Raw genomic sequence first — 23,732 nt, 5'->3', positions numbered from 1 at the left:
TGTGGGGGATCACGCGAGGTGGAAGACCTCGGTGAGGGGCTTCATCGCTTCGTCGGGACGGGCGCCGTCCAGGGACTCGAAGAACGGCGCCATCTCCGCCTGCCAGCGGGAGTTGATGTCGGTGGCTTCCATGCCGGCCTGGGCGGCGGCGAAGTCCTCGGTCTCCAAGTAGCCGACCAGCAGGCCGTCTTCGCGCAGGAAGAGCGAGTAGTTGTGCCAGCCGGTGGCCGAGAGCGCGTCGAGCATCTCGGGCCACACGGCGGCGTGCCGCTCGCGGTACTCGTCGAGGCGGTCCGCCCGGACCTTCAGCAGGAAGCACACGCGCTGCATCAACACCCCTGGATCTACTAGAAGTTGAACTGGTCGATGTTCTTCGCGTCGAACACGGTCGGCTTGCCGAGGCTGATCACGCCGTCCTTGCCGATGGTGTACGACGTCCCGCCGGCCTTGAAGGTCTCGCCCTCCTTGCCGGTGATCTGCCCCGACACCAGCGCCACCGCCGTCTGCGCGGCGAGGGCGCCGAGCTTCGCCGGGTCCCACAGCTCGAAGCCCTCGACGGTGCCGTTCTTGACGTACTTGCGCATGTCGTTGGGGGTGCCGAGGCCGGTCAGCTTGACCTTGCCCTTGTACTTGGAGCCGGAGAGGTACTGGGCGGCGGCCTTGATGCCGACGGTGGTCGGGGAGATGATCCCCTTCAGGTTCGGGTGCTCCTGGAGGAGACCCTGGGTCTGCTGGAAGGACTGCTGGGCGTCGTCGTTGCCGTAGGCGACCTTGACCAGCTTGATGTTCTTGTACTTCGGGTCCTTCAGCTCCTCCCTCATGAAGCCGATCCAGGTGTTCTGGTTCGTCGCGGTCTGCGCGGCCGACAGGATCGCGATCTCGCCCTTGTAGCCGATCTGCTGGGCGAGCAGCTGCACCTCGGTACGGCCGAGGTCCTCGGCGCTGGCCTGCGAGACGAAGGCGTTGCGGCACTCCGGGTTGGTGTCGGAGTCGTAGGTGACGACCTTGATCTTGTTGCTCATCGCCTGCTTGAGCGCGGTGCACAGGGCACCCGGGTCCTGCGCGGACACGGCGATCGCGTTCACCTGCTGCTGGGTGAGCGTGTTGACGTAGGAGACCTGCCCGGAGGTGTCGGTGGCGCTGGTCGTGCCGACTTCCTTGTACTTCTCGCCCAGTTCGGTGAGCGCCTTCTCGCCGCCCTTGTCGGACGTGGTGAAGTACGGGTTGTTGACCGCCTTCGGCAGGAAGGCGACGGTGAGCCCCTTCTTGAGCGCGGCATTCGGATCGGCCTTGCCACCGGTGACGGCCGACCCGGTGTTCTCGTCCTTCACGTCCTTCTTGGTGGTACCACCGCAAGCGGTGGCGACGAGCGTGAGCGAAGTGACGGCGACGAGGGCCGCAAGGGCACGACGAAGGGATGTTTTACGCATGACAGGGGTTCCTTAGATACGAGGTTGAGTGAAGCGCGCCCCAAAGGGGCGCGGGGAACGGCGCGACCAGCCACAACGGACCCGCAGCCGCCAACCGACCGACTAGGTGGATCGTGCCGCGGCCCGAGAGACAGCGACTTGCCGAGCAACCCGAGGCCCAAGTACGGAGACCACGAGCAGAACACCGGTGACAACGATCTGAGACTGCGCGGAAACGTTCACCAGACTCATCACGTTCTGCAACGCCCCGAGCAGAAAGACACCGGCAACCGCACCTCCCAACGTCCCCTTCCCACCGTCGAAGTCGATCCCGCCGAGCAACACCGCTGCCACGACGGACAGTTCGAGTCCGGTCGCGTTGTCATACCGAGCACTGGCGTAGTGCAGCGCCCAGAACACGCCGGTGAGAGAAGCCATCAACCCCGTCACCGTGAACAGGATCAACTTCTGCCGCCGCACCCGGATACCGGCGAACCGCGCAGCCTCCACATTCGCCCCGATCGCGAACAACGACCGCCCGAACGGCGTCGCGTGCAACACGACCACGGCGATCGCGAGCAACACGAGGAAGGGCAGGAAAGCCCGCGGCAGGAACGTCCCCCCAAGCCGCCCGGACGCGAAGTCCAGGTACTGCGTGGGGAAATCGGTCACGGCGTCGGAGCCGAGCACGATCTGCGCGATCCCCCGGTACGCGGCGAGCGTGCCGATCGTGACGGCGAGGGACGGCAGCCCGAGCCGGGTGACGAGAAGCCCGTTGACCAGCCCGCAGACCACGCCCAGCAGCAGACAGATCGGGATGATCGTCTCGATGGTCATGCCGTCGTTCCACAGCTTGCCCATCACCGCGCCCGACAGCCCGGCCGTGGAGGCGACCGACAGATCGATCTCACCCGAGACGACCAACAACGTCATCGGCAGGGCGATCAGCGCGATGGGGAGCGTGTTGCCGATCAGGAACGACAGGTTCAGCGCGTTGCCGAAGCCGTCCACGAAGGAGAAGGAGAACAGCAGCAGGACGATGAGCAGGGCGCCGACGACCGTGTCCCAGCGGATCGCGCGGTTCGCAAAGGACGCTGGCTCAGGCATGGCGGGCGTTCCTCTTCTTCAGTGCGGTGGCCACACGCAGGGCGACGATCCGGTCGACGGCGATGGCGAGGATGAGCAGGATGCCGTTGATGGCCAGCACCCAGACGGAGCTGACGCCGAGGGCGGGCAGCACACTGTTGATCGAGGTCAGCAGGAGTGCGCCGAGGGCCGCGCCGTAGACGCTGCCGGAGCCGCCGGTGAAGACCACCCCGCCGACAACCACCGCGCTGACCACGGTGAGTTCGTACCCGGTGCCGGTGCCGGAGTCGACGTTGCCGAAGCGGGCGAGGTACATCGCGCCGGCGAGTCCGGCGAGCCCGCCGCAGAAGGTGTACGCGGCGAGGGTCCGCTTGCGGACGGGGATTCCGGCGAGCCGGGCGGCCTCGGGGTTGGAGCCGAGGGCGTACAACTCCCGTCCGCTGCCGAAGTGTTTGAGGTAGTAGGCGGTGGCGACCAGTACGGCGAGCGCGATCATCGCGAGCCAGGGCACCGCGGACAGTCCGCCGGAGCCGAAGTCCACGAATCCGCCCGGGAGATCGGCGGCGGTGATCTGCCGTGAGCCGACCCAGATGGAGTCGACGCCCCGGATGATGTAGAGCGTGCCGAGCGTGACGACCAGCGCGGGCACCTGCCCCAGGCTGACCAACAGCCCGTTGACCAGGCCGAGTCCGACGCCGAGCAGGACCGCCAGCAGGATCGCGATGACAGCGTTGCCACCGCCCTGGAGGTAGTCACCGGTGGCGAACGCGGTGATGCCGAGCGTGGAGCCGACGGACAGGTCGACGTTGCGGGTGATGACGACCAGCGACTGCCCGGTGGCGACCAGCACCAGGATGGTCGCGTTGAGGAGCAGGTCCTTGATGCCCTGCTGGGACAGGAACTGGCTGTTGCCCGCCTGGGTGATGCCGATCATCACCAGGAAGACGACCAGGATGGCGAGTTCGCGCATCTTGAAGACCCGGTCGACGAGCCGGGTGCTGCTCGACTCGGGCACTTCGGCGGCGGGCGCGGGGTTCGGCGCGGTGACCGTCATGCGGCGGCCCTCCCGGTGGCTGCGGCCATCACGGTTTCCTCGGTGGCTTCGGAGCGGGGGATCTCGGCGGTGAGGCGACCCTCGTGCATCACCAGCACGCGGTCGGCCATGCCGAGGATCTCGGGCAGATCGGAGGAGATCATCAGGACGGCGACCCCGTCGGCGGCCAACTCGCTGAGCAGCCTGTGCACTTCGGCCTTGGTCCCGACATCGATACCTCGGGTCGGCTCGTCGACGATCAGCACCTTGGGGCCGGTGGCCAGCCACTTGGCCAGGACGACCTTCTGCTGGTTGCCGCCGGACAGGGTGTTGACGGTGTCGGCGATCCGCGCGTACTTGACGTGCAGCTTCACCGCCCAGTCGAGGGAACGGCTGCGCTCGGCTCCCCGGTCGACGAGGCCCGCCCTGACGGTCGTCCGCAGGCCGGTCAGGCCGATGTTCCGCTCGATGGACATGTCCATCACCAGGCCCTGGGCGCGTCGGTCCTCGGGGACCAGGGCGAGGCCCGCGGCCATCGCGGTCGAAGGGGCCCCGTTCGTCAGCGACCTGCCGTCGACCTCGACCCCACCGGCATCCCAGCGGTCGATGCCGAAGACGGCCCGCGCGACTTCGGTGCGGCCGGCTCCGACGAGCCCGGCGAGACCGACGATCTCTCCGCGCCGTACGTCGAAGGAGACATCGGTGAAGACACCCTCGCGGGTCAACCGCTTGACGCTCAGGGCGACTTCGCCTGGTTCGACGTCCTGCTTGGGGTACAGGTCGTCGAGATCACGGCCGACCATGCGTCGTACGAGATCGTCCTCGGTCATGCCGTCGATCGGCTCGCTGGAGATCAGCGCGCCGTCGCGCAAGGTGGTGACGCGTTGGCAGATCTGGAAGATCTCCTCCAGGCGGTGCGAGATGAACAGGACGGCGGCGCCCTGTTCGCGCAGGGCGCGGACGACGCCGAAGAGGCGCGCCACCTCACTGCCGGTGAGGGCAGCCGTCGGCTCGTCCATGATCAGGACTCGGGCGTCGAAGGAGAGCGCCTTGGCGATCTCCACGATCTGCTGGTCGGCGATGGACAGTCCGCGCGCCGGGCGGTCGGGGTCGAGTTCGACACCGAGTCGCTTCATCAGGGCGGCGGTCGCCGCGTACGTGGCCTTGTGGTCGATACGGCCCAGCGCGCGGCGGGGCTGGCGGCCCATGAAGATGTTCTCGGCGATCGACAGGTCGGGGAAGAGGGTCGGTTCCTGGTAGATCACGGCGATACCCGCGTCGCGGGCGTCACCGGGGCCGTGGAAGAGCACGGGCGCGCCGTCGAGCAGCACCTGGCCGGCGTCGGGCCGGTGCACACCGGCGAGGGTCTTGATGAGAGTGGACTTGCCCGCGCCGTTCTCACCGGCGAGTGCGTGCACCTCACCGGGGAACAGTTCGAGGGACACGTCCCGCAGGGCGCGCACCGCGCCGAAGGACTTGGAGATGCCCTTGAGCGCGAGCACCGGGGCCGGACCCGCTTCTGACGGGTGGGTCATGAGGGGCTCCTCGACGACGCCGGCGGGTAGGCCCTCACAGCGTCGTGAAAGGTTTCAACTTGGTTGCCGGGACGTTAGGCGCGCCAGCCTTGTCACGTCAATGGGTCCGCGTCGAAAAACTTTCGATAGCCAAAGGTCACGTTGGAGTCACGGGCCACAGGGTTCGCCGTAGGGCTTGACACCCCTTCGGGAGGCTCATAACTTCGCTCTCTGAATCGTTTCATACATACGCCGTTCCATCGCATGTCACAGGAGCCGTCAAGTGACCGATCTCGCCGCGGTGAAGGCCGCTCTCCAGACCCAGGCAGTCGAGACGCCGTCGTGGGCGTACGGGAATTCGGGGACCCGGTTCAAGGTCTTCGCCCAGGAGGGCGTTCCCCGGACTCCGCAGGAGAAGCTGGAGGATGCGGCGAAGGTCCACGAGTTCACCGGCGTGGCGCCAACCGTGGCCCTGCACATCCCGTGGGACCGGGTCGACGACTTCGGGGCGCTGGGGAAGTTCGCGGAGGACCACGGGCTGAAGCTCGGGGCGATCAACTCGAACACCTTCCAGGACGACGACTACCGGCTCGGGAGTGTGTGTCATCCCGATGCGGTGGTGCGGCGCAAGGCGCTGGATCATCTGCTGGAGTGTGTCGACATCATGGATGCGACGGGCTCCGCCGATCTGAAGCTGTGGTTTGCCGACGGCACGAATTATCCGGGGCAGGATGACCTTTCCGCGCGTCAGGATCGGTTGGGTGAGGCGCTCGCGGCGGTGTACGAGCGGCTGGGGGACGGGCAGCGGATGTTGCTTGAGTACAAGTTCTTCGAGCCGGCGTTCTACTCGACGGATGTGCCGGACTGGGGCACTGCGTACGCGCATTGTCTGAAGCTCGGGCCGAAGGCGCAGGTCGTGGTCGACACCGGGCATCACGCTCCCGGCACCAATATCGAGTTCATCGTGGCGACACTGCTCCGGGAGGGGAAGCTCGGGGCGTTCGACTTCAACTCGCGGTTCTACGCGGACGACGATCTGATGGTGGGGGCGGCGGATCCGTTCCAGTTGTTCCGGATCATGTACGAGGTGATTCGGGGTGGGGGGTTCACCGCTGATGTGGCCTTCATGCTCGATCAGTGCCACAACATCGAAGCGAAGATTCCGGCGATCATTCGGTCGGTGATGAATGTGCAGGAAGCGACGGCGAAGGCGTTGCTGGTGGATTCCGTCGCGTTGGCTGCTGCGCAGCGGGCCGGCGATGTGCTGGAGGCCAATGCCGTGGTGATGGACGCATACAACACGGATGTGCGGCCGTTGCTCAGGGAACTGCGCGAGGAGCAGGGGCTTGCCCCTGACCCCATTGCGGCGTACCGCACCAGTGGGTGGCAGGAGCGGATTGTCGCTGAGCGAGTTGGGGGGCAGCAGGCCGGGTGGGGCGCCTAAGCGTCTGCCGGGAATTCGTTGTATGCGGGTGCGGAGCCGTTGTGGCTGGTCGCGCAGTTCCCCGCGCCCCTAGGGAAGAAACTCACCCTCTCTCGCAAAGGACTGGAAGTTCATGGCACCGCACCCCGAGGCCGCTGCTCTGCTTGCTCGTTCTCATCGACTTGGCGCTGATGCCCGCAACACCAACTACGCCGGCGGCAATACGTCGGCCAAGGGAACCGACACCGATCCCGTGACCGGGGGTGATGTCGAATTGATGTGGGTGAAGGGGTCCGGAGGGGATCTCGGGACACTCACCGAGGGCGGGCTGGCCGTGTTGCGGTTGGACCGGATGCGGGCGTTGGTCGACGTGTATCCGGGGGTGGATCGCGAGGACGAGATGGTGGGCGCGTTCGACTACTGCCTGCATGGGAAGGGGGGTGCGGCGCCCTCGATCGACACCGCTATGCATGGGCTCGTGGACGCCGCGCATGTCGACCATCTGCACCCCGATTCCGGGATCGCGCTCGCCTGTGCCGCCGACGGGGAGAAGCTGACCGCCGAGTGTTTCGGGGACAGCGTGGTGTGGGTGCCCTGGCGGCGGCCCGGGTTTCAGCTGGGGCTGGACATCGCCGCCGTCAAAGCCGCCCATCCGCAGGCCATCGGGTGTGTGCTCGGGGGGCATGGGATCACCGCGTGGGGTGAGACGTCCGAGGAGTGCGAGCGGAACTCCCTGCACATCATCCGTACAGCCGAGGCGTTTCTCGTCGAGCGGGGGAAGCCGGAACCCTTCGGGCACGTCGTCGAGGGGTACGGTGCGCTGCCCGAGGGTGAGCGGCGGGAGCGGGGGGCCGCGCTCGCGCCGTACGTCCGGGCTGTCGCGTCTCAAGACCGGGCGCAGGTCGGGCACTTCACCGATTCCGATGTCGTGCTTGATTTTCTCGCGCGGGCCGAGCATCCCCGGCTCGCCGCGCTCGGGACCTCCTGCCCCGATCACTTTCTGCGGACCAAGGTCAGGCCGCTCGTTCTCGATCTGCCGCCCACCGCTCCGCTGGACGAGGCGATCGCGCGGCTGAAGGAGCTGCACGCCGCCTATCGCGAGGAGTACGCCGCCTACTACCAGCGGCACGCCCTGCCCGACTCCCCCGCGATGCGCGGTGCCGATCCGGCGGTCGTGTTGATCCCGGGCGTCGGCATGTTCTCCTTCGGCAAGGACAAGCAGACGGCGCGGGTGGCCGGCGAGTTCTACGTCAACGCCATCAACGTAATGCGCGGGGCCGAGGCCGTGTCCACGTACGCGCCGATCGAGGAGTCGGAGAAGTTCCGTATCGAGTACTGGGCGTTGGAGGAGGCCAAGCTTCAGCGGATGCCCGAGCCCAAGCCGCTCGCTACTCGGGTCGCGCTCGTCACCGGTGCGGGTAGCGGGATCGGGAAGGCCATTGCCCGGCGGTTGGTCGAAGAAGGGGCTTGCGTTGTTGTCGCGGATCTCAACTCCGCTGGCGCGCAGGCCGTTTCGGAGCAACTGGGTGGGCCCGACAAGGCCGTTGCCGTCACTGTCGATGTGACGGACGAAGGGCAGATCGCCCATGCCTTCAAGGCTGCCCTGCTTGCCTTCGGCGGGGTCGATCTTGTCGTCAACAACGCCGGGATCTCCATCTCCAAGCCCCTGTTGGAGACTTCGGCCAGGGACTGGGATCTGCAGCACGACATCATGGCCCGTGGTTCCTTCCTCGTCTCTCGTGAGGCTGCCCGGGCGATGATCGCGCAAGGGCTCGGGGGCGACATCCTCTACATCGCTTCCAAGAACGCCGTGTTCGCCGGGCCCAACAACATCGCGTATTCGGCCACCAAAGCCGACCAGGCCCATCAAGTACGGCTGCTCGCCGCCGAGTTGGGTGAGCACGGTATCCGGGTCAACGGGATCAACCCGGACGGTGTCGTGCGCGGTTCGGGCATCTTCGCGGGGGGTTGGGGTGCGCAGCGTGCGGCGACCTACGGGATCGAGGAGGAGAAGCTCGGCGAGTTCTACGCCCAGCGGACCATCCTCAAGCGTGAGGTACTGCCGGAGCATGTCGCCAACGCCGTCTTCGCCCTCACCGGTGGGGACTTGACGCACACCACCGGGCTGCACGTCCCGGTCGACGCCGGCGTTGCGGCCGCCTTCCTTCGGTGAGCGCTGACGTGAACGTGTACGCCGCGGTCGACCTCGGCGCGTCCAGTGGGCGCGTCATGGTCGGCCGCGTCGGGCCCGACTCCCTGGAGTTGACGGAGGCCCATCGCTTCCCCAACCGACCCGTTCGCACCCCTGAGGGGCTGCGTTGGGACATCCTCGCGTTGTACGCGGGTGTCCTGGACGGGCTCCGGGCTGCGGGCGCGGTCACCGGCGGGCGGCTCGACTCGGTCGGTATCGACAGTTGGGCCGTGGACTACGGGCTGTTGGACGCGGACGGGGCGCTGCTGGGGAACCCCGTGCACTATCGGGACGCCCGCACGGACGGGGTCGCCGAGAAGGTGTGGGCGACCGTGCCGGTGGATGAGTTGTACTCGTCCACCGGGTTGCAGTACGCGCCCTTCAATACGCTGTACCAGCTGACCGCCGCTCGCGACTCCGCCCAACTCGCCCACGCCGAGCGGCTGTTGCTCATCCCCGACCTGGTGTCGTACTGGCTCACCGGTGAGCAGGGCACCGAGCTGACCAACGCCTCCACCACCCAACTCATCGATCCCCGGACGCGTGACTGGGCGTACGACATCGCCTCCCGCCTCGGCATCGACCTCGGGCTGTTCGCCTCGTTGCGGCAACCAGGCGATCCTGCGGGGGTGTTGCGGGCCGAGGTGGTGGAGGAGACGGGGCTTCAGGGGCCTGTGGCGGTGACTGCGGTCGGGTCGCATGACACAGCGTCAGCTGTCGTCGCGGTTCCGGCGGTTGAGGAGCGGTTCGCCTATATCTGTACGGGCACCTGGTCCCTCGCCGGGCTGGAGCTCGACGCGCCCGTGCTCAGTGAGGCCAGTCGTGCCGCCAACTTCACCAATGAGTTGGGGCTCGACGGCACGGTCCGGTATCTGCGCAACATCATGGGGCTGTGGCTGCTTCAGGAGTGTGTACGGGCCTGGGGTGAGCCGGAGTTGGGAGAGTTGCTGCGCGGGGCGGCCCGGGTACCGGCGCTGCGGTCGGTCGTGGACGCGGGGAACGCGGCGTTTCTGGCACCGGGGCGGATGCCCGAGCGCATCGCCGATGCGTGTCGTGGTTCCGGGCAGCCGGTGCCGGAGTCCCGGGCGGAGATCACGCGGTGCATCCTCGACTCTCTCGCGCTCGCCCATCGCCGGGCGGTCGGCGACGCCCAGGAACTCGCCGGCCATCCGGTCGACGTCGTGCACATCGTCGGGGGCGGTACCCGCAACGCGCTGCTGTGCCAACTGACCGCCGATGCCTGCGGGTTGCCGGTGGTCGCCGGGCCTACGGAGGCCGCGGCTCTCGGCAACGTGCTCGTCCAGGCGCGGGCCCATGGGCTCGTGGGTGACCTGGCCGGGATGCGGGGGCTGCTCGCCCGCACCCAGCCGTCGACCCGTTACGAACCTCAGGGCGACACCGCCCGGTGGCGAGCGGCGGAGGCCCGGCTCGCCGCGCGGTGAACCAGGGGCTCCCCGAGACGGTGGCCTCCGACTACGCTGCATCCATCCGATGACCGACCACTAAGGAGCCGCGATGCGTGTCGCCCTGTTCCTGACTTGCGTCAACGACACGCTCTATCCGGACACCGGGCGCGCCGTGGTGAAACTGCTGACCAGACTGGGCGTCGAGGTCGACTTCCCGATGGCACAGACATGCTGCGGGCAGGCGCACTACAACACCGGTTACCGCCATGAGGCCGAGCCGCTCGCCCGGCATTTCTCCGATGTCTTCGGGGAGTACGAGGCGATCGTCACGCCGTCCGGGTCGTGCGGGGCGATGGTGCGGGAGCTGTATCCGCGCATGGGTGAGCGGGCCCGGGCCGAGGGGCGCGGGGACACCCTCGCGGCCACGTTGGCGCCGGTGGTGCCGAAGACGTACGAGCTGACCGAGTTCCTCGTGGACGTGCTCGGGGTGACGGACGTCGGGGCCTACTACCCGCACAAGGTGACCTATCACCCGACCTGCCACGGGTTGCGCAGCCTCGGGCTCGGCGACCGGCCTCGCAAGCTCCTCCAGGCCGTCAAGGGGCTGGAGTTGGTCGAGCTGCCCGGTGCGGACGAGTGCTGCGGGTTCGGTGGGACGTTCGCCGTGAAGAACTCCGATGTCTCGGCGGCGATGGGTGCCGACAAGGTGCGCAACGCCGAATCGACGGGTGCCGAGGTGCTGTGCGCGGCGGACAACTCCTGTCTCATGCACATCGGCGGCACGATGGCCCGGCTCCACACCGAGATGCGGCCCGTGCACATCGCCGAGATTCTGGCCGCGACCGAAGGCACCACGGAAGTCGGCACCGGAGCCGTCGCGGAAGAGGAGGCGGGCGCATGAGCGAGACGTTCGTCGGAATGCCCGCGTTCCCGGCCTTCCCTGTAGCCGCCCATGAGGCCGTCAACAACCAGACCCTGCGCGGAAATCTGCGCCACGCCACCCACACGATCCGCGCCAAACGGGCCAAGGCCGTGGCGGAGCTGTCCGACTGGGACGCGCTGCGCGAGGCCGGCAAGCAGATCAAGGACCACACCCTCCGTCATCTCGACCGGTATCTGGTCCAGTTGGAGGAGTCGGTGACGGCGGCCGGCGGCATCGTCCACTGGGCCGCCGACGCGGACGAGGCCAACCGGATCGTGACCCGACTCGTCGAGGAGACGGGCGAGTCGGAGGTCGTCAAGGTCAAGTCGATGGCCACGCAGGAGATCGGGCTCAACGAAGCCCTGGAGGCGGCGGGCATCCGCGCCTACGAGACCGATCTCGCCGAGCTGATCGTGCAGTTGGGCAAGGACCGCCCCTCGCACATCCTGGTCCCCGCGATCCACCGCAACCGCGGTGAGATCCGTGAGATCTTCGCCCGTGAGATGAGCGAGTGGGGCCGCCCGGCCCCGGACGGGCTGACCGACACACCCGCCGAACTCGCCGAGGCCGCCCGCCTCCACCTCCGCGAGAAGTTCCTGCGGGCCAAAGTCGGCGTCTCCGGCGCCAACTTCATGGTCGCGGACACCGGCACGCTCGTCGTCGTCGAGTCCGAGGGCAACGGCCGGATGTGCCTCACCCTCCCCGAGACACTGATCTCTGTCGTCGGCATCGAGAAGATCGTGCCCACCTGGCAGGACCTGGAGGTGTTCCTGCAGACCCTCCCCCGCTCCTCGACCGCCGAGCGCATGAACCCGTACACCAGCACCTGGACGGGTACGACCGACGGGGACGGCCCGCGCGCCTTCCACCTGGTCCTGCTCGACAACGGCCGCACCGACACCCTCGCCGACGACGTCGGCCGCCAGGCCCTGCGCTGCATCCGCTGCTCGGCCTGCCTGAACGTCTGCCCGGTGTACGAGCGGGCCGGCGGGCACGCCTACGGCTCGGTCTACCCGGGCCCGATCGGCGCGATCCTCAGCCCCCAACTCCGGGGCACGGCAAGCGAGATCGACGCCTCGCTGCCGTACGCCTCGTCGCTCTGCGGCGCTTGCTACGAGGTGTGCCCGGTCGCCATCGACATCCCCGAGGTGCTGGTGCATCTGCGGGAGCGGATCGTGGAGGGCGGGCCGGTGACCCGCGAGGGCAACAAGGTCGTCCTGCAACCCGCCAAGGGCCATGGCGCCGAGCGCGCGGCGATGCGGGCGGCCCGCTGGACGTTCACCCACCCGGGCGCCCTGCGCACCGGCCAGCGGCTCGCGTCCCGCACCCGGCGCTTCCATCCACGGACGCTGCCCGGCCCCGGCAAGGCATGGACCGGCACCCGGGACCTGCCCGCCGTACCGGCGGAGCCGTTCCGCGACTGGTGGCAGCGCACGCACGGTGGAAAGGACGAGGCCAAGTGAGCAGCAGGGAACGGATCCTGGGCCGCGTGGAGCGCGCGCTCGCGGATGTGCCGAAGGACGACACGCCCTACGACCAGGCCTTCGACCGCGGTTACCTGCGCGAGCACGGGGACCGGAGTGTCGGGCAGACGGTGGAGCTGCTCGCCGAGAATCTCGCCGACTACCGCGCGCTTGTGCACCGGTGCACGGAGGCCGAACTGGCCGCTGTGATCGCCGGGTTGCTCGCCGGACGGGGCTCGAAGACGGTCGTCGTACCGCCGGGCCTTGAGCCTTCCTGGCTCGCGGCGGCCGACGTCGAACAGGTCGCGGACCGGGCCGAGAGCACTCCGGCCGAGCTGGACCGGGTCGACAGTGTGGTCACGGCGTGTGCCGTGGCCGTCGCCGAGACCGGGACCATCGTCCTGGACGGTGGCCCGGACCAGGGCCGCCGCCGGATCACGCTCGTCCCCGACCACCACATCTGTGTCGTACGGGTGCCGGACCAGGTGGTGTCCTCGGTCCCGCAGGCGCTCCAACGCCTCGACCCGACACGCCCGTTGACCTGGATCTCCGGTCCCTCCGCGACCAGCGACATCGAGCTGGACCGGGTCGAGGGGGTGCACGGTCCGCGCACTCTGGAGGTGGTGCTGGTGGGCGGTCAGGTGAGCCTGGAGGTCAACTCGTAGGTGCCGGACGGCAGTTGGTACGAGGCCGTGCCGTCCGTGTAGCCGAGGAACTCCACGCCCAGCGCCTCGGCCAGGGGCCGTTTGCCCTCGTGGACGGTCGACGGGTCGGCGGTGGGGATGCGCAGGGTCGCCGTGCTGTTGGCGGGGACGACAGCCCGGTACGTCAACTTGCCTTCCCGCGTGGTCCATTCGCTGACGATCTCGCCGTAGGGAGAGATGTGTGAGCCGCGCACCTTCGTGATCCTGCCGGTCGGGTCGATGTGGGGCCGGAGGAAGAAGTGCCTGAAGCCCGGGTGGTCGGGGTCCTTGGCGATGCCGGCCATGCTCTCGTACATCCACTCCATGATCGCGCCGTAGGCGTAGTGGTTGAACGAGTTCATGTCGACCGGGCCGAAGCCGTCCTGCTTCGAGTACGAGTTCCAGCGCTCCCAGACCGTGGTGGCTCCGTTGGCCACCGAGTACAGCCAGGACGGCATCGCGTTCTGGTGGAGGAGGCTGTACGCGAGGTCGGCGCGGCCCTCGTCGGTGAGGACGGGGGCGATGACGTTCACGCCGAGGAAGCCCACGGCGAGGGTGTTCTCCGGGTACTCCACGCGGGTGCTGTCGGGGTGGGCCGCCTTGTAGGCCGGGCTGTTGCCGATGTTGTCGGTGAGCAGGGTGACCAGTTGGCGGTGCTGCGACTCGGTGTCGTAGAAGCCGAGTTTGAGGATCCAGAGCAGGGCGGTCTGGGTGTCGTCCTCGGTCTTGCCGGCGCTGTTGCCGGGGGTGTGGGGCGGTGGGTCGCCGAGGCTGGAGCGGACCGTCAGCTGTCCGGTGAGGGCGTCGGTGGCGAAGTACTTGGTGATGAAGGCCCGTTTGATGTGGGTGAACAGCCGCTCGTAGGTGGCTGCTTCGGCGGTACGGCCGGTCGCGCGGGCCATGTCCGCCATGAGGCGGGCGCTGTAGCCGTAGGAGACGTCGCTGATGAGCTGGGTGCTGGTGATCTGGAAGGCGAGCCAGTCGCCGAAGACCGCGCCCTGGCCGGCGTAGGTGTCGCCGGTGCGCTGCTGGATCCAGTCCAGGTACCTGGTCATCGACGCCCAGCTGCGGTCGATGATCGTGGTGTCGCCTGACATCTGCCACACCGTCCACGGCACGACCACTCCGCAGTCCGCCCAGCCGCTGGCCGGGAGCGGCTGGCTGAAGCGGTGGCCGGGGGCGACCCACGGGAACTGGGCTTTCCCCGCACCGTAGTTGTGCTGTGAGTCGACCAGCGTGTCCTGGAAGTGGCTGAGGAAGGGGACCGCGTCGGTGGTGTACAGGCCGGTGCTGGAGAAGAGCTGGGTGTCGCCGGTCCAGCCGAGGCGTTCGTCGCGCTGTGGGCAGTCGGTGGGGAGCCAGAGGTAGTTGCCGCGCTGGCCCCAACGGACGTTGCCGATCAGCTGGTTGACGTCCGTGTCGTCGGTGGTGATGGTGCCGATGTCGTGGAGGGCGGAGGTGGCGACCCTGCCCGTGAGGTCGACGAGGGTGACGGTCTCGGTCGTGGTGACGGAGACGTACCGGAAGCCGTAGAACGTCAGCGAGTCCTGGTGGGTCTCGCCCGCCGGGTCGCCCTTGAGGATGTAGGTGCTGGTGGCCCCGGCGGTGCGCAGGTTCGCGCGGTAGACCGAGCCCGCGGGTCCGTCGGCGCCGGGGCTGTCGTCGTTGAGCATCTCCCCCGGCTTGAAGGCGACTTGGGCGCCCGACGGGCCGCGCAGGGTGTAGCGGGGCACGCCGACCAGGTTCTGGCCGAGGTCGATGACCGCGGTGTCGCCGGGGTGCAGGGTGACGGAGACGGTGGATGCCCGCACGGGGTCGGTGACCGTGCGGGCGGGGTCGACGACGATCCGGCCCTTGCCGTTCGCGCTGCCCTCCTGCCCCTCGGCTCCAGAGACGCCGGTGACTCCCGTGTAGACGGTGACGGAGTGCGGCTTGCGGTCCCACTCGGGCATCAGGCGGGCGCTCTCGCCGGGATAGGCGACCAACTGGGCGTCGGGGAAAGGGTCCTGTGCCTCGACGGCCGACCAGGCCGAGGTGTCGAAGCCGTTCGCCGTCCAGCCTGGGAGTTCCTTGCGGGCGTCGTAGAACTGGCCGTCGTAGATGTCGTCGGTGCGGTAGGGGCCGGTGTCGGTGGCTCGCCAGTCGGCGCCGGGTGCGGTGACGATCGTCTGAGCGGAGCCGTCGGCGTACCGGACGAGGAGTTTCGCCTTGAGGGCCAGGGGGTTGCCGTCGGCCGAGTAGTAGGTGCTGTTCTCGGCGATGCGGCCGTTGTACCAGCCGTTGCCGAGCACGGCGGCGAGGGTGACCTGCGCCGCGTCCGCGAGCAGGTCCGTCACGTCGTAGGTGAAGTAGTTGACGGTGGTGTCGTAGTTGGTCCAGCCCGGGGGCATGAACTCGTACGTGGAGCCGTCGCCCTGGGGCACGGAGACGCGGCGGCCGTTGACGTAGGCGTCGTACACGCCGAGCGCGGAGAGGTACAGCCGCGCCTCGGTCACCTGCCCGCCCGTCAGTGGCGTCTGGCTGCGCAGGAGTGGTGCGCCGTCGGTGTTCGGGGGCTTGCCCGCCATGGCGATCCACTGCGCGCCGTCCCAGCCGGTGACGCCGTCGGTGCTGAGCAGGCCGGTCTCGAAGTGGGCGGTGGGTGCGGCGGTGACGGCGCGGCCGTGTTCGTCCCACACCGTCACCGTCCAGTGGTAGCGGGTGGAAGCGCGCAGTTCGGGGCCGGAGTAGCGGACGGCGACCGAGTCCGCCGAGTCGACGCGGCCGCTGTCCCAGACGTCGGCGCCGCCGTGGGTCAGGTGCCGGGGCGAGGTGGCGACCTTGATCCGGTACGCCGTCTGGTGCCGGCCCCTCGCGGCCGACGCCATGCGCCAGCCGAATCTCGGGTGTGTCGCGTCGACACCGAGCGGATCGGTGCGGTGTTCCACCGTCAGGCCCGACACGGTGGTGTCGGCCGCCGTGGTGAGCGACGTGCTGCGGCGCGGCCTTCCGTCGCCGGCCGTCGCGTCGGCCCCGTCGACTCCGTCGTTCATGCCGCTGTCCCTTCGGCCCGCCGGGAGATGGAGGTGTCTCGGATCATTCCAGGGTCCGCATGCCCGCGTCACCAGCCGGTGGGACGCTGTTGAAGGGCGGCGGCGGACCGGCGCCGTTAGCGTGAGGACATGATCCGGTTCGAGCAGGTCAGCAAGCGGTACCCGGACGGTACGACGGCCGTGGACGGGCTGTCCTTCGAGGTGAACGAGGGCGAACTCGTCACGCTGGTGGGCCCGTCCGGCTGCGGCAAGACGACGACCATGATGATGGTCAACCGGCTCATCGAGCCCACCTCCGGCCGGATCTTCGTGAACGGCGAGGACATCGCCGGCGTCGACCCGGTGCAACTGCGCCGCCGTATCGGATACGTCATCCAGCAGGTGGGCCTCTTCCCGCACCGCACCATCCTCGACAACACGGCGACCGTGCCGTCCCTGGTCGGCTGGAAGCGGGCGAAGGCCCGGGCCCGGGCCGCCGAACTGCTCGACCTGGTGGGCCTGGACCCGAAGACGTACGGCCCGCGCTATCCGGAGCAACTCTCGGGCGGGCAACGGCAGCGCGTCGGTGTGGCACGGGCGCTCGCCGCCGATCCCCCGGTGCTGCTGATGGACGAACCGTTCGGCGCGGTCGACCCGGTGGTGCGGGAGCAGTTGCAGGACGAGTTCCTGCGGATGCAGGCCGCCGTGCGCAAGACGGTGCTGCTGGTCACGCACGACATCGAGGAGGCCGTACGGCTCGGCGACCGTATCGCCGTGTACGGGCAGGGGCGGATCGAGCAGTACGACACCCCCGGCGCGGTGCTCGGCACCCCGGCGACGCCGTATGTCGCCGAGTTCGTGGGCGCCGACCGGGGGCTGAAGCGGCTGTCGGTGACGGAGATCGAGCCCGACGACCTGGAACAGCCGCCGGTCGCCCGCGTGGACGAGCAGGCACAACGGGCCGCCGACCGGCTGCGGGTGGAGGGCGCCAGGTGGGCGGTGGTCCTCGACGAGCAGGGCGAACTGCAGGGCTGGGTCAAGGCCGACGAACTCACCGCGGGCGGCACGGTCGGCGAACTCGCCCACCGGATGAACGCGTGGGTACCGGTGGGCGCCCCCTTGAAGCAGGCGTTCGGCGTGATGCTCCAGCACGACGCCGGGTGGGTCGCCGTGCTGGACGGGGCACGCTTCCTGGGAGTCCTGACTCCGGCGAAACTGCACGAGGCGCTACGGCGGTCCGTGGACGCGGACGCGCTCGGGGTGCCCCGGGGGCAGGTGGACTTCGACTCGGTGGCGGACGCCTGAGGATCTGGCTCGGTGGCTCAGGAGTAGGTCATGGGGCACCCCTGCCGCAGTGAGTGCTGGGCCGCGCGCAGATACAGGGACACGTAGAAGGCCGTGTCCAGATCCTCACTCCAGCGGCCGGGCCGCGCGGCGGCGAACTGCTCCGCCTCGCCTTCCAGGAACCAGAAGGTGAGGGCGAGGTTCCCGGACGCCTCCGGTATCTCGACGGGCAGTTCGAGTGCCGCGGCCAGCCGCTCGGCGAGGGCGAGCACCTGGGGTGCGCCGACGATCACCGTCTCGTCCGTGTACGCGGAGCCGATGGGCAGCCGTATCTCCTCGTTAAGCGAGACCGGCACCAGCACCGACCAGCCGCCGATCAACTCATGCTCCGCAGGCGTAAGTTGAGTACGGCACAGCGCGTCGAACCCCTGCATGGACGGGCTCAGCTTCTCCTCGAACGCCGACCCGAAGTCCCGCTCGGGCACGGACCCGTACGCGTACGGCGGCAGCCCGCGCCGGGCCAACTCCGCGTCGAGCCCCTTGGCGATCGCCCCCTTGCCCCCTTCCCCCGTGTCCTCACTGAACCACTCCTGCGCGTCGACATCGACGAGATAGACACCCATGCCCGAAAGGTACAAGCCACCACTGACAATGGCCCTGCCTCCGCCTTTGCCTCCGCCTCACTTCAGCAGGCCCTTGTCCTTCAGATACGTCCGCGCGACGTCCTGCGCCAACCGCCGCCAGCTGTCGACCTGTTGGTTCATGGAGGCGAGGTCGGCCGTAGTGAGCACGTCATTGAGTTTCCCCAGCGCCTTGGTCACGCCCTCGCTCCCCGCCCGTGAGCGGTTGACGACCGGGACGACGTAGTCGGCGTTCTGGAGGTGCTTGTCGTCGGTGAGGAGGACCAGGCCGAACTGGTCGAGGGTGGCGTCGGTCGTCGTGGTCAGCACCATCTGGTCCCGGCCGTTCCGCACCGCGCTCTTCGCCTGCGTCGTGCCGACTCCCTTCGGGTCGACGGCGGTGATGTCGATGCCGTAGGTCTTCTTCAACCCCGGTTCGCAGTACGGCCGTTGCACGCACTCGTCGCCCGCCGCGAGCCGCACCTTCAGTCCCGAGGCGCCGAGGTCGCTGAGGCTCTTGAGGTGGTGTTGCCTGGCGTACGAGCGGGTCACCGCGAAGGCGTTCTGGTCGACGGCCTTGCCGGGGTCGAGGACCGTGAGGCCTCGGGGCGTGGCCAGTTGGCGCAGTGCCTTCATCGTGGTGGTGAGGTCGGGTGAGCCGACGGCCGGGGCGTCGGGGCCGTTGGTCTTGGCGTTGAGCCAGTCGGCGAAGGTGGCCGCGTACTCGGGTACGACGTCGATCTGCCCTGATTCCAGGGCGGGTTCGTAGAGCTCGCGGTTGGCGACGGTGAGCAGGGACGTCTTGTAGCCGGCCTGATTCAGCAGGAGCGCGTACATCTGGGCGAGCAGGTCGCTCTCGGTGAACCCGGCCGAGCCGATGGTGAGGTGGCGGCTGTCGCCGGGTGGTGCGGTGACGGCGCCCTTGTTCTCCAGGGACGGCCCGGTCGAGCAACCGGTGACCAGGAGGAGGAGACCGGGAACGGCCGTACGTCGCATGCGCAGTCGCTTCATCGCGCTCTCCCCGCCGACCGGGGTACCAGTCGCTCGGCGACCTCGAAGACACCCTCGACGAGCAGTGCGAACACGGCGACGAGCACGGCTCCGGCCACCACCTGTGCGGTGTTGGCGAGGTTGAATCCGGCGGTGATGATGCGGCCCAGTCCGCCGCCGCCCGCGAGTGCGGCGATCGTGGCGGTGGCGACCAGTTGGACGGCAGCGATCCGTACGCCGTTCATCAACAGCGGGAGGGAGAGCGGCAGTTCGACCCGGAACAGCATCTGACGGCCCGTCATCCCCATGCCGCGCGCGGCCCGCACCACATCGCGGTCGACCTCGCGCATGCCGACGTACGCGTTGGTGAGCAGCGGCGGTACGGCGAACAGGACCAGGGCGACGACCGTGGGCCCCTCGCCCCACTTGCCGATCGGGGTCAGGAGCAGCAGGACCAGGACGGCGAAGGTGGGGACCGCGCGGCCGATGTTGGAGATGTTGACGGCGAGCGCGCCGCCCTTGCCGAGGTGGCCGAGGACGAGGGCGATCGGCAGCGCGATCAGGCAGCTGATGACCAGGCAGACGACCGTGAGGACGAGGTGCTGCGCCAGCCGGTGCCAGATGCCGTCGTCGCCCGACCAGTGCGCGGAGTCGGTGAGCCAGTGCCACGCGTCGGTCAGGGTGTTCATCCGCGCACCGCCCTCGTCCAGGGGGTGATCAGCCGTTGTACGAGCAGGAGGAGCAGGTCGGCGACGATCGCGATCACCACGCAGAGCACGGACGCGGTGAGCACCTGTGCCTTGAAGTAGGTGTTCATGCCCGCGTAGATGAGGTTGCCGAGCCCCCCGAACCCGACGATCGCACCGACCGTGACCAGCGAGACCGCCGAGACGGTGGCGATCCGGAGGCCCGCCATCGCGGCGGGCAGCGCGAGGGGCAGTTCCACGGTGAGAAGGAGGCGGATCGGGCCGTAGCCCATGCCGCGTGCGGAGCGTCGGGTCTCTTCGGGTACGGCGCGCAGGCCCGCGAGGATGTTGCGGACGAGCAGGGTGAGCGAGTAGAGGACGAGTCCGGCGACGACGAGGGTGGCCGAGAGGCCGTAGACGGGCAGGAGCAGCGAGAACATCGCCAGGGACGGGATCGTGTAGAGGATCGTCGTCACCCCGAGCACCGGTCCCGCGGCCCAGACCCAGCGGCGGGCCACCACCGCGAGCGGAAGCGCGATCGCCAGGCCGATCAGCACCGAGATCGAGGTGAGCTGGAGGTGCTGGACGACCGCGTCGACGAGGATGTGGCGGCGGGTGCTCAGGTATTCACCGCAGATCCACTCGTTGCGGGCGAGGCAGTCGTCCGGGGGCGCGGTCACAGGTCCATTGCATCGGGCGGGGCCGGGGGTGGCGCGTTCTGGTGACCCGTACGGGGCGGTCGGTCAGGGGTTCCAGTAGGTGGGGAGGGAGGCGACGAAGGCCGCGGCGGACGTGAGCACCACGAGTTGGGTGGCGGCCGTGGTCCAGAGGCGGCAGGCGATCGCCAGGGCGACGGTGACGGCCTCGACCCGGCAGAGGAAGACGACGCAGTGGTACTGGTAGGAGGCGGCCGTGGAGTCCATCATCCCGGCATAGCCCATCCAGTCCGCCGTGAAGACGCCGTCGCTGCCGAGCAGGAGGATCAGCGCGACGAGGAGGACGTCCAGGCCGGCGAGCAGCCCGCACGCGATGGCGTCGGCCCGTCGGTGTGCGCGCGAGCGGCGCAGGACGCGCTGCGGGAAGCGGGCGACGGGGGTGCTCCGGTCCGTCATCGGGTGCCTCCGGCACTACGCCACGGTCCGACGCCGAGCCTGCCCGTGGTGCCGAGGTCGAGGCCGCCGTCCGGTCTCAGGAGGAGCGGCAGGGAACCGGACCGCGCCGCGACCGTCAGATAGTGCACGTAAGCCGCGCCGTCGAAGCCGGTGGTGGTGTTGCGCCACAGCAGGCCGGCGGAGGCCCGCTCCCCGGGGGCCAGCGTCACCGCGTCCGGCGGGTCGTCGAATCCGGTCACCGTGGCGATACCGCCGCTGCCGTGGATCACCGACACACCGGTCACGTGCTGCTGATCGCGGTCGAGCAACCGGACCTCGGGGTAGCCCTCGACGCGGAAGGCGCGGGTGCCGCAGTTCTCCAGGGTGAGGTCCATGGCGCGCAGGCCCATCGCGGGGTTCACCGGTCCGGCCGTGACGCGGATGCCCTCGTGCGGACAGACCGGGCCCGGCTTCGGCAGTCCGGCGGCGGGATCGTCGTACGCCACGTCCGCGACCGTCCAGATGACGGCCCCGGCGAGGAGCCCCACCACCGCGACCAGCACGGTGTCGTACACGCCTCTCGGCATCCTTCTCGGCATCCGCAGAGTCGATCAAGACGGGGACGGAACCGCTGTGGCGGAAGCCATACCTCCGGTCACAGCCCTGTCACAGCGTCCCCTGAGAACCCGGCCCCGGGGGGTGTCGCTGAGTACACCCCGCGATACGGGTTCTGCGCCCAATGTGCGCAACCGGCTCTCTCCGTAGCGTCGTTGGTGAGGCACAGGGCGTGCCGCACGGAGGATGATGGCGATGTTTCGCACCGCACGACGGACGCACGACAAGGGACCCGCCGCCGAGGCGCTGCGGCTGGTCAAGGTGAGCAGGACGTACGGCCGTGACGACAGTGCCGTGACCGCTCTGGACGGGGTCACGCTGAGCCTGGAGCGCGGCACGTTCACCGCGGTGATGGGTCCTTCGGGGTCCGGGAAGTCGACGCTGTTGCAGTGTGCGGCGGGGCTCGACCGGCCGGACAGCGGGATCGTGATGGTCGACGGCGCGGAGATGACGGGCGGGAGGGAGGCGGAGCTGACGCGGTTCCGGCGCAGTCGGATCGGGTTCGTGTTCCAGCAGTACAACCTCCTCGACACGCTCACCGTCGCGCAGAACACCGTGCTGCCGCTGAAGCTCGCGGGGCGGCGCGTCGACCGGCGGCGGGCTCAGGAGGTGCTGACCTCGGTAGGTCTCGGCGACCGGCTCGGTCACCGGCCCGACCAGTTGTCCGGCGGTCAGCGGCAGCGGGTCGCCATCGCCCGCGCGCTGGTCACCGAACCCCGGGTGATCTTCGCGGACGAGCCGACCGGCGCCCTGGACACGCGCAGCGCGCGGGGTGTGCTGCTGCTGTTGCAGGAGGCGGTGCGGGTGCACGGCCGGACCGTGGTGATGGTGACGCACGACCCGGTCGCGGCCTCGTACGCCGATTCGGTGGTGTTCCTCGCGGACGGCCGGCTCGCCGGCCGGATGCACGCGCCGACCGTCGACGCGGTCGCCGAGCGGCTCGCGCACCTGGGCGACGACGTGACGGCGGGGGTGTGAGCGATGTTCATCCTGGCGATGCGTTCGATCCGGCAGCGGCCGGGCCGGTTCCTGGCGACCCTGCTGGCCGCGTTCCTGGGCGCGGCGATCATCATGACGTTCAACTCGCTGCAGGACACGGCGGCGCAGCAGGGCATCGACTCGGTCAGCGCCGACACGCTGTCCACGTCGGCGAGTGTCGTCGGGGGCTACGGCACCCTGCTGGTGTTCTTCGCCGTCGCGTCGACGATGACGGTCAACGTCCGTCAAAGGTCAAGGGAGTTGGAGATCCTGCGCTGCTCGGGGGCGACCCCGGCGCAGCTGAAGCGGATGGTCGTGGGTGAGGCGGTGGCCGTCGCCCTGCTGGGTGCGATCCTCGCGGTCGGTCCCGCGATGCTCGGGGGACGGGCCCTGCTCGGAGCATTCAAGGACAGCGGTCAGGTAGCTCGCTCCGTCGACTACTCCTTCGGCCCCTTCGCCCTCCAATCGGGCCTGGGCATCACGCTGTTGGCCGCCGCGGGTGCCGCGTTCCTGGCCGTACGGCGGGCGACGCGCGGGCAGCGGCGGCAGGGCCGGGCGCGGACGTTCCTCGCCTACGCCGCGCTGGTCGCGGGTGTGGTGTCGGTGACGTCCACCTTCGCCTTCTCCGCCACGGACGCGGCGTTGATGGCGGCCCCGGCGTACGGCGCGATCCTGCTCTCGGTCGGCCTCGCCCTGCTGGCACCCCGACTGCTGAGGGGCCTGCTCGACCGGCTCCAACTGGCGGGCGCGAGCGGCTGGTTGGCGGTCCGCAATCTGCGCGAGCGGGCCAACCAGCTGGCCGGGATCCTGATGTCGCTGATCCTGTTCACGGCGGTGTCCACGGCGACGCTGTACATGCAGGCGGTGGAGAGCGACGCGGTGAAGGCCTCCGGCCTGACGAAGTCGGTGGACGCGAAGAACCTGGAGACCCTCAACTTCACGGTCGTCGGCATCATCGTGGTCTTCGTCTGCGTGATGCTGGTCAACTCCCTCTACGCGGCGACGACTTACCGCGCCCGCGAGTTCGGGGGCCAGCGCCTGGCGGGCGCGACTCCGGGTCAGGTGCTGCGCACGGTCGGCACGGAGACGGCGATCCTCACGATCACCGGAATCCTGTCCGGCACGGCGGCCGCACTGGCGGGCATCATCCCGTTCACCATGGTCCGCACGGACGCGGTGCTCCCGCACCAGGGTCTTGGGATCTGGCTGACGGTCGTGGCGGTGGCGGCGACGGTAACGCTGGGCACAAGCCTGCTGACGGCACGCCGGGTGCTGCGCACACCGGCGGTGGAGGCGGTGGCACTGGCCGCGTGAGTGCGAGGGACGT

At 69.1% G+C, this 23,732-nt stretch carries 21 protein-coding genes; 9 read left to right on the top strand and 12 right to left on the bottom strand.

Annotated elements, in window-relative coordinates; genetic code table 11:
* Nucleotides 1-9: 9 nt before the first annotated feature.
* From ACGFY9_RS21520 to ACGFY9_RS21500, 5 genes are all read right to left on the bottom strand, one after another.
* Nucleotides 10-330, bottom strand: a complete 321-nt coding sequence (locus ACGFY9_RS21520) for an L-rhamnose mutarotase (RefSeq protein ID WP_033278944.1) — start codon at nt 328-330, stop codon at nt 10-12.
* 17 nt (nt 331-347) lie between these two features.
* Nucleotides 348-1,430 carry a rhamnose ABC transporter substrate-binding protein gene (rhaS, locus tag ACGFY9_RS21515; protein ID WP_393756288.1) on the bottom strand — a complete coding sequence of 361 codons (1,083 nt, stop codon included), beginning with the start codon at nt 1,428-1,430 and terminating at the stop codon, nt 348-350.
* Nucleotides 1,431-1,532: 102 nt separating this feature from the next.
* Complete coding sequence (locus ACGFY9_RS21510) at nt 1,533-2,516, bottom strand: ABC transporter permease (protein WP_393756286.1); 984 nt, start codon at nt 2,514-2,516, stop codon at nt 1,533-1,535.
* Entirely contained in the window at nt 2,509-3,549 is a 1,041-nt protein-coding gene (locus ACGFY9_RS21505; RefSeq protein ID WP_393756284.1) for an ABC transporter permease, read from the bottom strand. The genes ACGFY9_RS21510 and ACGFY9_RS21505 overlap by 8 nt, the downstream gene beginning before the upstream one ends.
* Nucleotides 3,546-5,063, bottom strand: coding sequence for a sugar ABC transporter ATP-binding protein (locus ACGFY9_RS21500; protein ID WP_393756282.1), 1,518 nt, complete (start codon nt 5,061-5,063; stop codon nt 3,546-3,548). The genes ACGFY9_RS21505 and ACGFY9_RS21500 overlap by 4 nt, the downstream gene beginning before the upstream one ends.
* Nucleotides 5,064-5,325: 262 nt before the next feature.
* Between ACGFY9_RS21500 and rhaI the strand changes: the two genes are divergently transcribed.
* The 6 genes from rhaI (at nt 5,326) to ACGFY9_RS21470 (ending at nt 13,112) form a co-directional block, all read left to right on the top strand.
* A complete protein-coding gene (gene rhaI, locus ACGFY9_RS21495) occupies nt 5,326-6,486 on the top strand; it encodes an L-rhamnose isomerase (RefSeq protein WP_393756280.1) in 1,161 nt (386 codons plus the stop codon).
* A gap of 112 nt (nt 6,487-6,598) precedes the next feature.
* Nucleotides 6,599-8,638, top strand: coding sequence for a bifunctional aldolase/short-chain dehydrogenase (locus ACGFY9_RS21490; RefSeq protein ID WP_393756278.1), 2,040 nt, complete (start codon nt 6,599-6,601; stop codon nt 8,636-8,638).
* An 8-nt stretch (nt 8,639-8,646) separates the two neighbouring features.
* On the top strand, nt 8,647-10,098 hold the full coding sequence (locus ACGFY9_RS21485; RefSeq protein ID WP_393756702.1) for a rhamnulokinase family protein: 1,452 nt from the start codon (nt 8,647-8,649) through the stop codon (nt 10,096-10,098).
* A 73-nt stretch (nt 10,099-10,171) separates the two neighbouring features.
* A complete protein-coding gene (locus ACGFY9_RS21480) occupies nt 10,172-10,963 on the top strand; it encodes a (Fe-S)-binding protein (RefSeq protein ID WP_393756277.1) in 792 nt (263 codons plus the stop codon).
* Complete coding sequence (locus ACGFY9_RS21475) at nt 10,960-12,447, top strand: LutB/LldF family L-lactate oxidation iron-sulfur protein (protein ID WP_393756275.1); 1,488 nt, start codon at nt 10,960-10,962, stop codon at nt 12,445-12,447. The genes ACGFY9_RS21480 and ACGFY9_RS21475 overlap by 4 nt, the downstream gene beginning before the upstream one ends.
* The gene (locus ACGFY9_RS21470) at nt 12,444-13,112 is read left to right on the top strand and encodes a lactate utilization protein C (RefSeq protein ID WP_393756273.1); all 669 of its coding nucleotides are present in this window, start codon (nt 12,444-12,446) and stop codon (nt 13,110-13,112) included. The genes ACGFY9_RS21475 and ACGFY9_RS21470 overlap by 4 nt, the downstream gene beginning before the upstream one ends.
* On the opposite strand, the gene ACGFY9_RS21465 is transcribed toward ACGFY9_RS21470, so the two are convergent.
* Nucleotides 13,085-16,162, bottom strand: a complete 3,078-nt coding sequence (locus ACGFY9_RS21465; RefSeq protein ID WP_393756271.1) for a family 78 glycoside hydrolase catalytic domain — start codon at nt 16,160-16,162, stop codon at nt 13,085-13,087. The genes ACGFY9_RS21470 and ACGFY9_RS21465 overlap by 28 nt on opposite strands.
* Nucleotides 16,163-16,291: 129 nt before the next feature.
* Here ACGFY9_RS21465 and ACGFY9_RS21460 point away from each other — a divergent pair, with 129 nt between their 5' ends.
* The gene (locus ACGFY9_RS21460) at nt 16,292-17,446 is read left to right on the top strand and encodes a betaine/proline/choline family ABC transporter ATP-binding protein (protein ID WP_393756269.1); all 1,155 of its coding nucleotides are present in this window, start codon (nt 16,292-16,294) and stop codon (nt 17,444-17,446) included.
* Nucleotides 17,447-17,463: 17 nt separating this feature from the next.
* Here ACGFY9_RS21460 and ACGFY9_RS21455 read toward each other — a convergent pair whose 3' ends face one another.
* The 6 genes from ACGFY9_RS21455 to ACGFY9_RS21430 form a co-directional block, all read right to left on the bottom strand.
* Nucleotides 17,464-18,048 (bottom strand): hypothetical protein, encoded by a 585-nt coding sequence (locus ACGFY9_RS21455; RefSeq protein ID WP_393756267.1) that lies wholly within the window; start codon nt 18,046-18,048, stop codon nt 17,464-17,466.
* 57 nt (nt 18,049-18,105) lie between these two features.
* Nucleotides 18,106-19,056 carry an ABC transporter substrate-binding protein gene (locus tag ACGFY9_RS21450; RefSeq protein ID WP_393756265.1) on the bottom strand — a complete coding sequence of 317 codons (951 nt, stop codon included), beginning with the start codon at nt 19,054-19,056 and terminating at the stop codon, nt 18,106-18,108.
* Nucleotides 19,053-19,724, bottom strand: a complete 672-nt coding sequence (locus tag ACGFY9_RS21445; protein WP_393756263.1) for an ABC transporter permease — start codon at nt 19,722-19,724, stop codon at nt 19,053-19,055. Before ACGFY9_RS21445 ends, ACGFY9_RS21450 begins: the two co-directional genes overlap by 4 nt.
* Nucleotides 19,721-20,401 carry an ABC transporter permease gene (locus ACGFY9_RS21440; RefSeq protein ID WP_393756261.1) on the bottom strand — a complete coding sequence of 227 codons (681 nt, stop codon included), beginning with the start codon at nt 20,399-20,401 and terminating at the stop codon, nt 19,721-19,723. Before ACGFY9_RS21440 ends, ACGFY9_RS21445 begins: the two co-directional genes overlap by 4 nt.
* Before the next feature lie 63 nt (nt 20,402-20,464).
* Entirely contained in the window at nt 20,465-20,833 is a 369-nt protein-coding gene (locus ACGFY9_RS21435; RefSeq protein WP_393756259.1) for a hypothetical protein, read from the bottom strand.
* Nucleotides 20,830-21,387, bottom strand: a complete 558-nt coding sequence (locus ACGFY9_RS21430) for a DUF4232 domain-containing protein (RefSeq protein WP_393756257.1) — start codon at nt 21,385-21,387, stop codon at nt 20,830-20,832. The genes ACGFY9_RS21435 and ACGFY9_RS21430 overlap by 4 nt, the downstream gene beginning before the upstream one ends.
* Before the next feature lie 235 nt (nt 21,388-21,622).
* Between ACGFY9_RS21430 and ACGFY9_RS21425 the strand changes: the two genes are divergently transcribed.
* Together ACGFY9_RS21425 and ACGFY9_RS21420 are read left to right on the top strand one after the other, a co-directional pair.
* A complete protein-coding gene (locus ACGFY9_RS21425) occupies nt 21,623-22,405 on the top strand; it encodes an ABC transporter ATP-binding protein (protein ID WP_393756255.1) in 783 nt (260 codons plus the stop codon).
* A gap of 3 nt (nt 22,406-22,408) precedes the next feature.
* Nucleotides 22,409-23,719, top strand: coding sequence for an FtsX-like permease family protein (locus tag ACGFY9_RS21420; RefSeq protein ID WP_393756253.1), 1,311 nt, complete (start codon nt 22,409-22,411; stop codon nt 23,717-23,719).
* Nucleotides 23,720-23,732 lie beyond the last annotated feature (13 nt).

Origin of the sequence: Streptomyces sp. NPDC048504 (genome assembly GCF_043200035.1) — a bacterium.
Taxonomy (GTDB): domain Bacteria; phylum Actinomycetota; class Actinomycetes; order Streptomycetales; family Streptomycetaceae; genus Streptomyces.
This window is presented reverse-complemented; position numbering and strand designations above follow the sequence as displayed.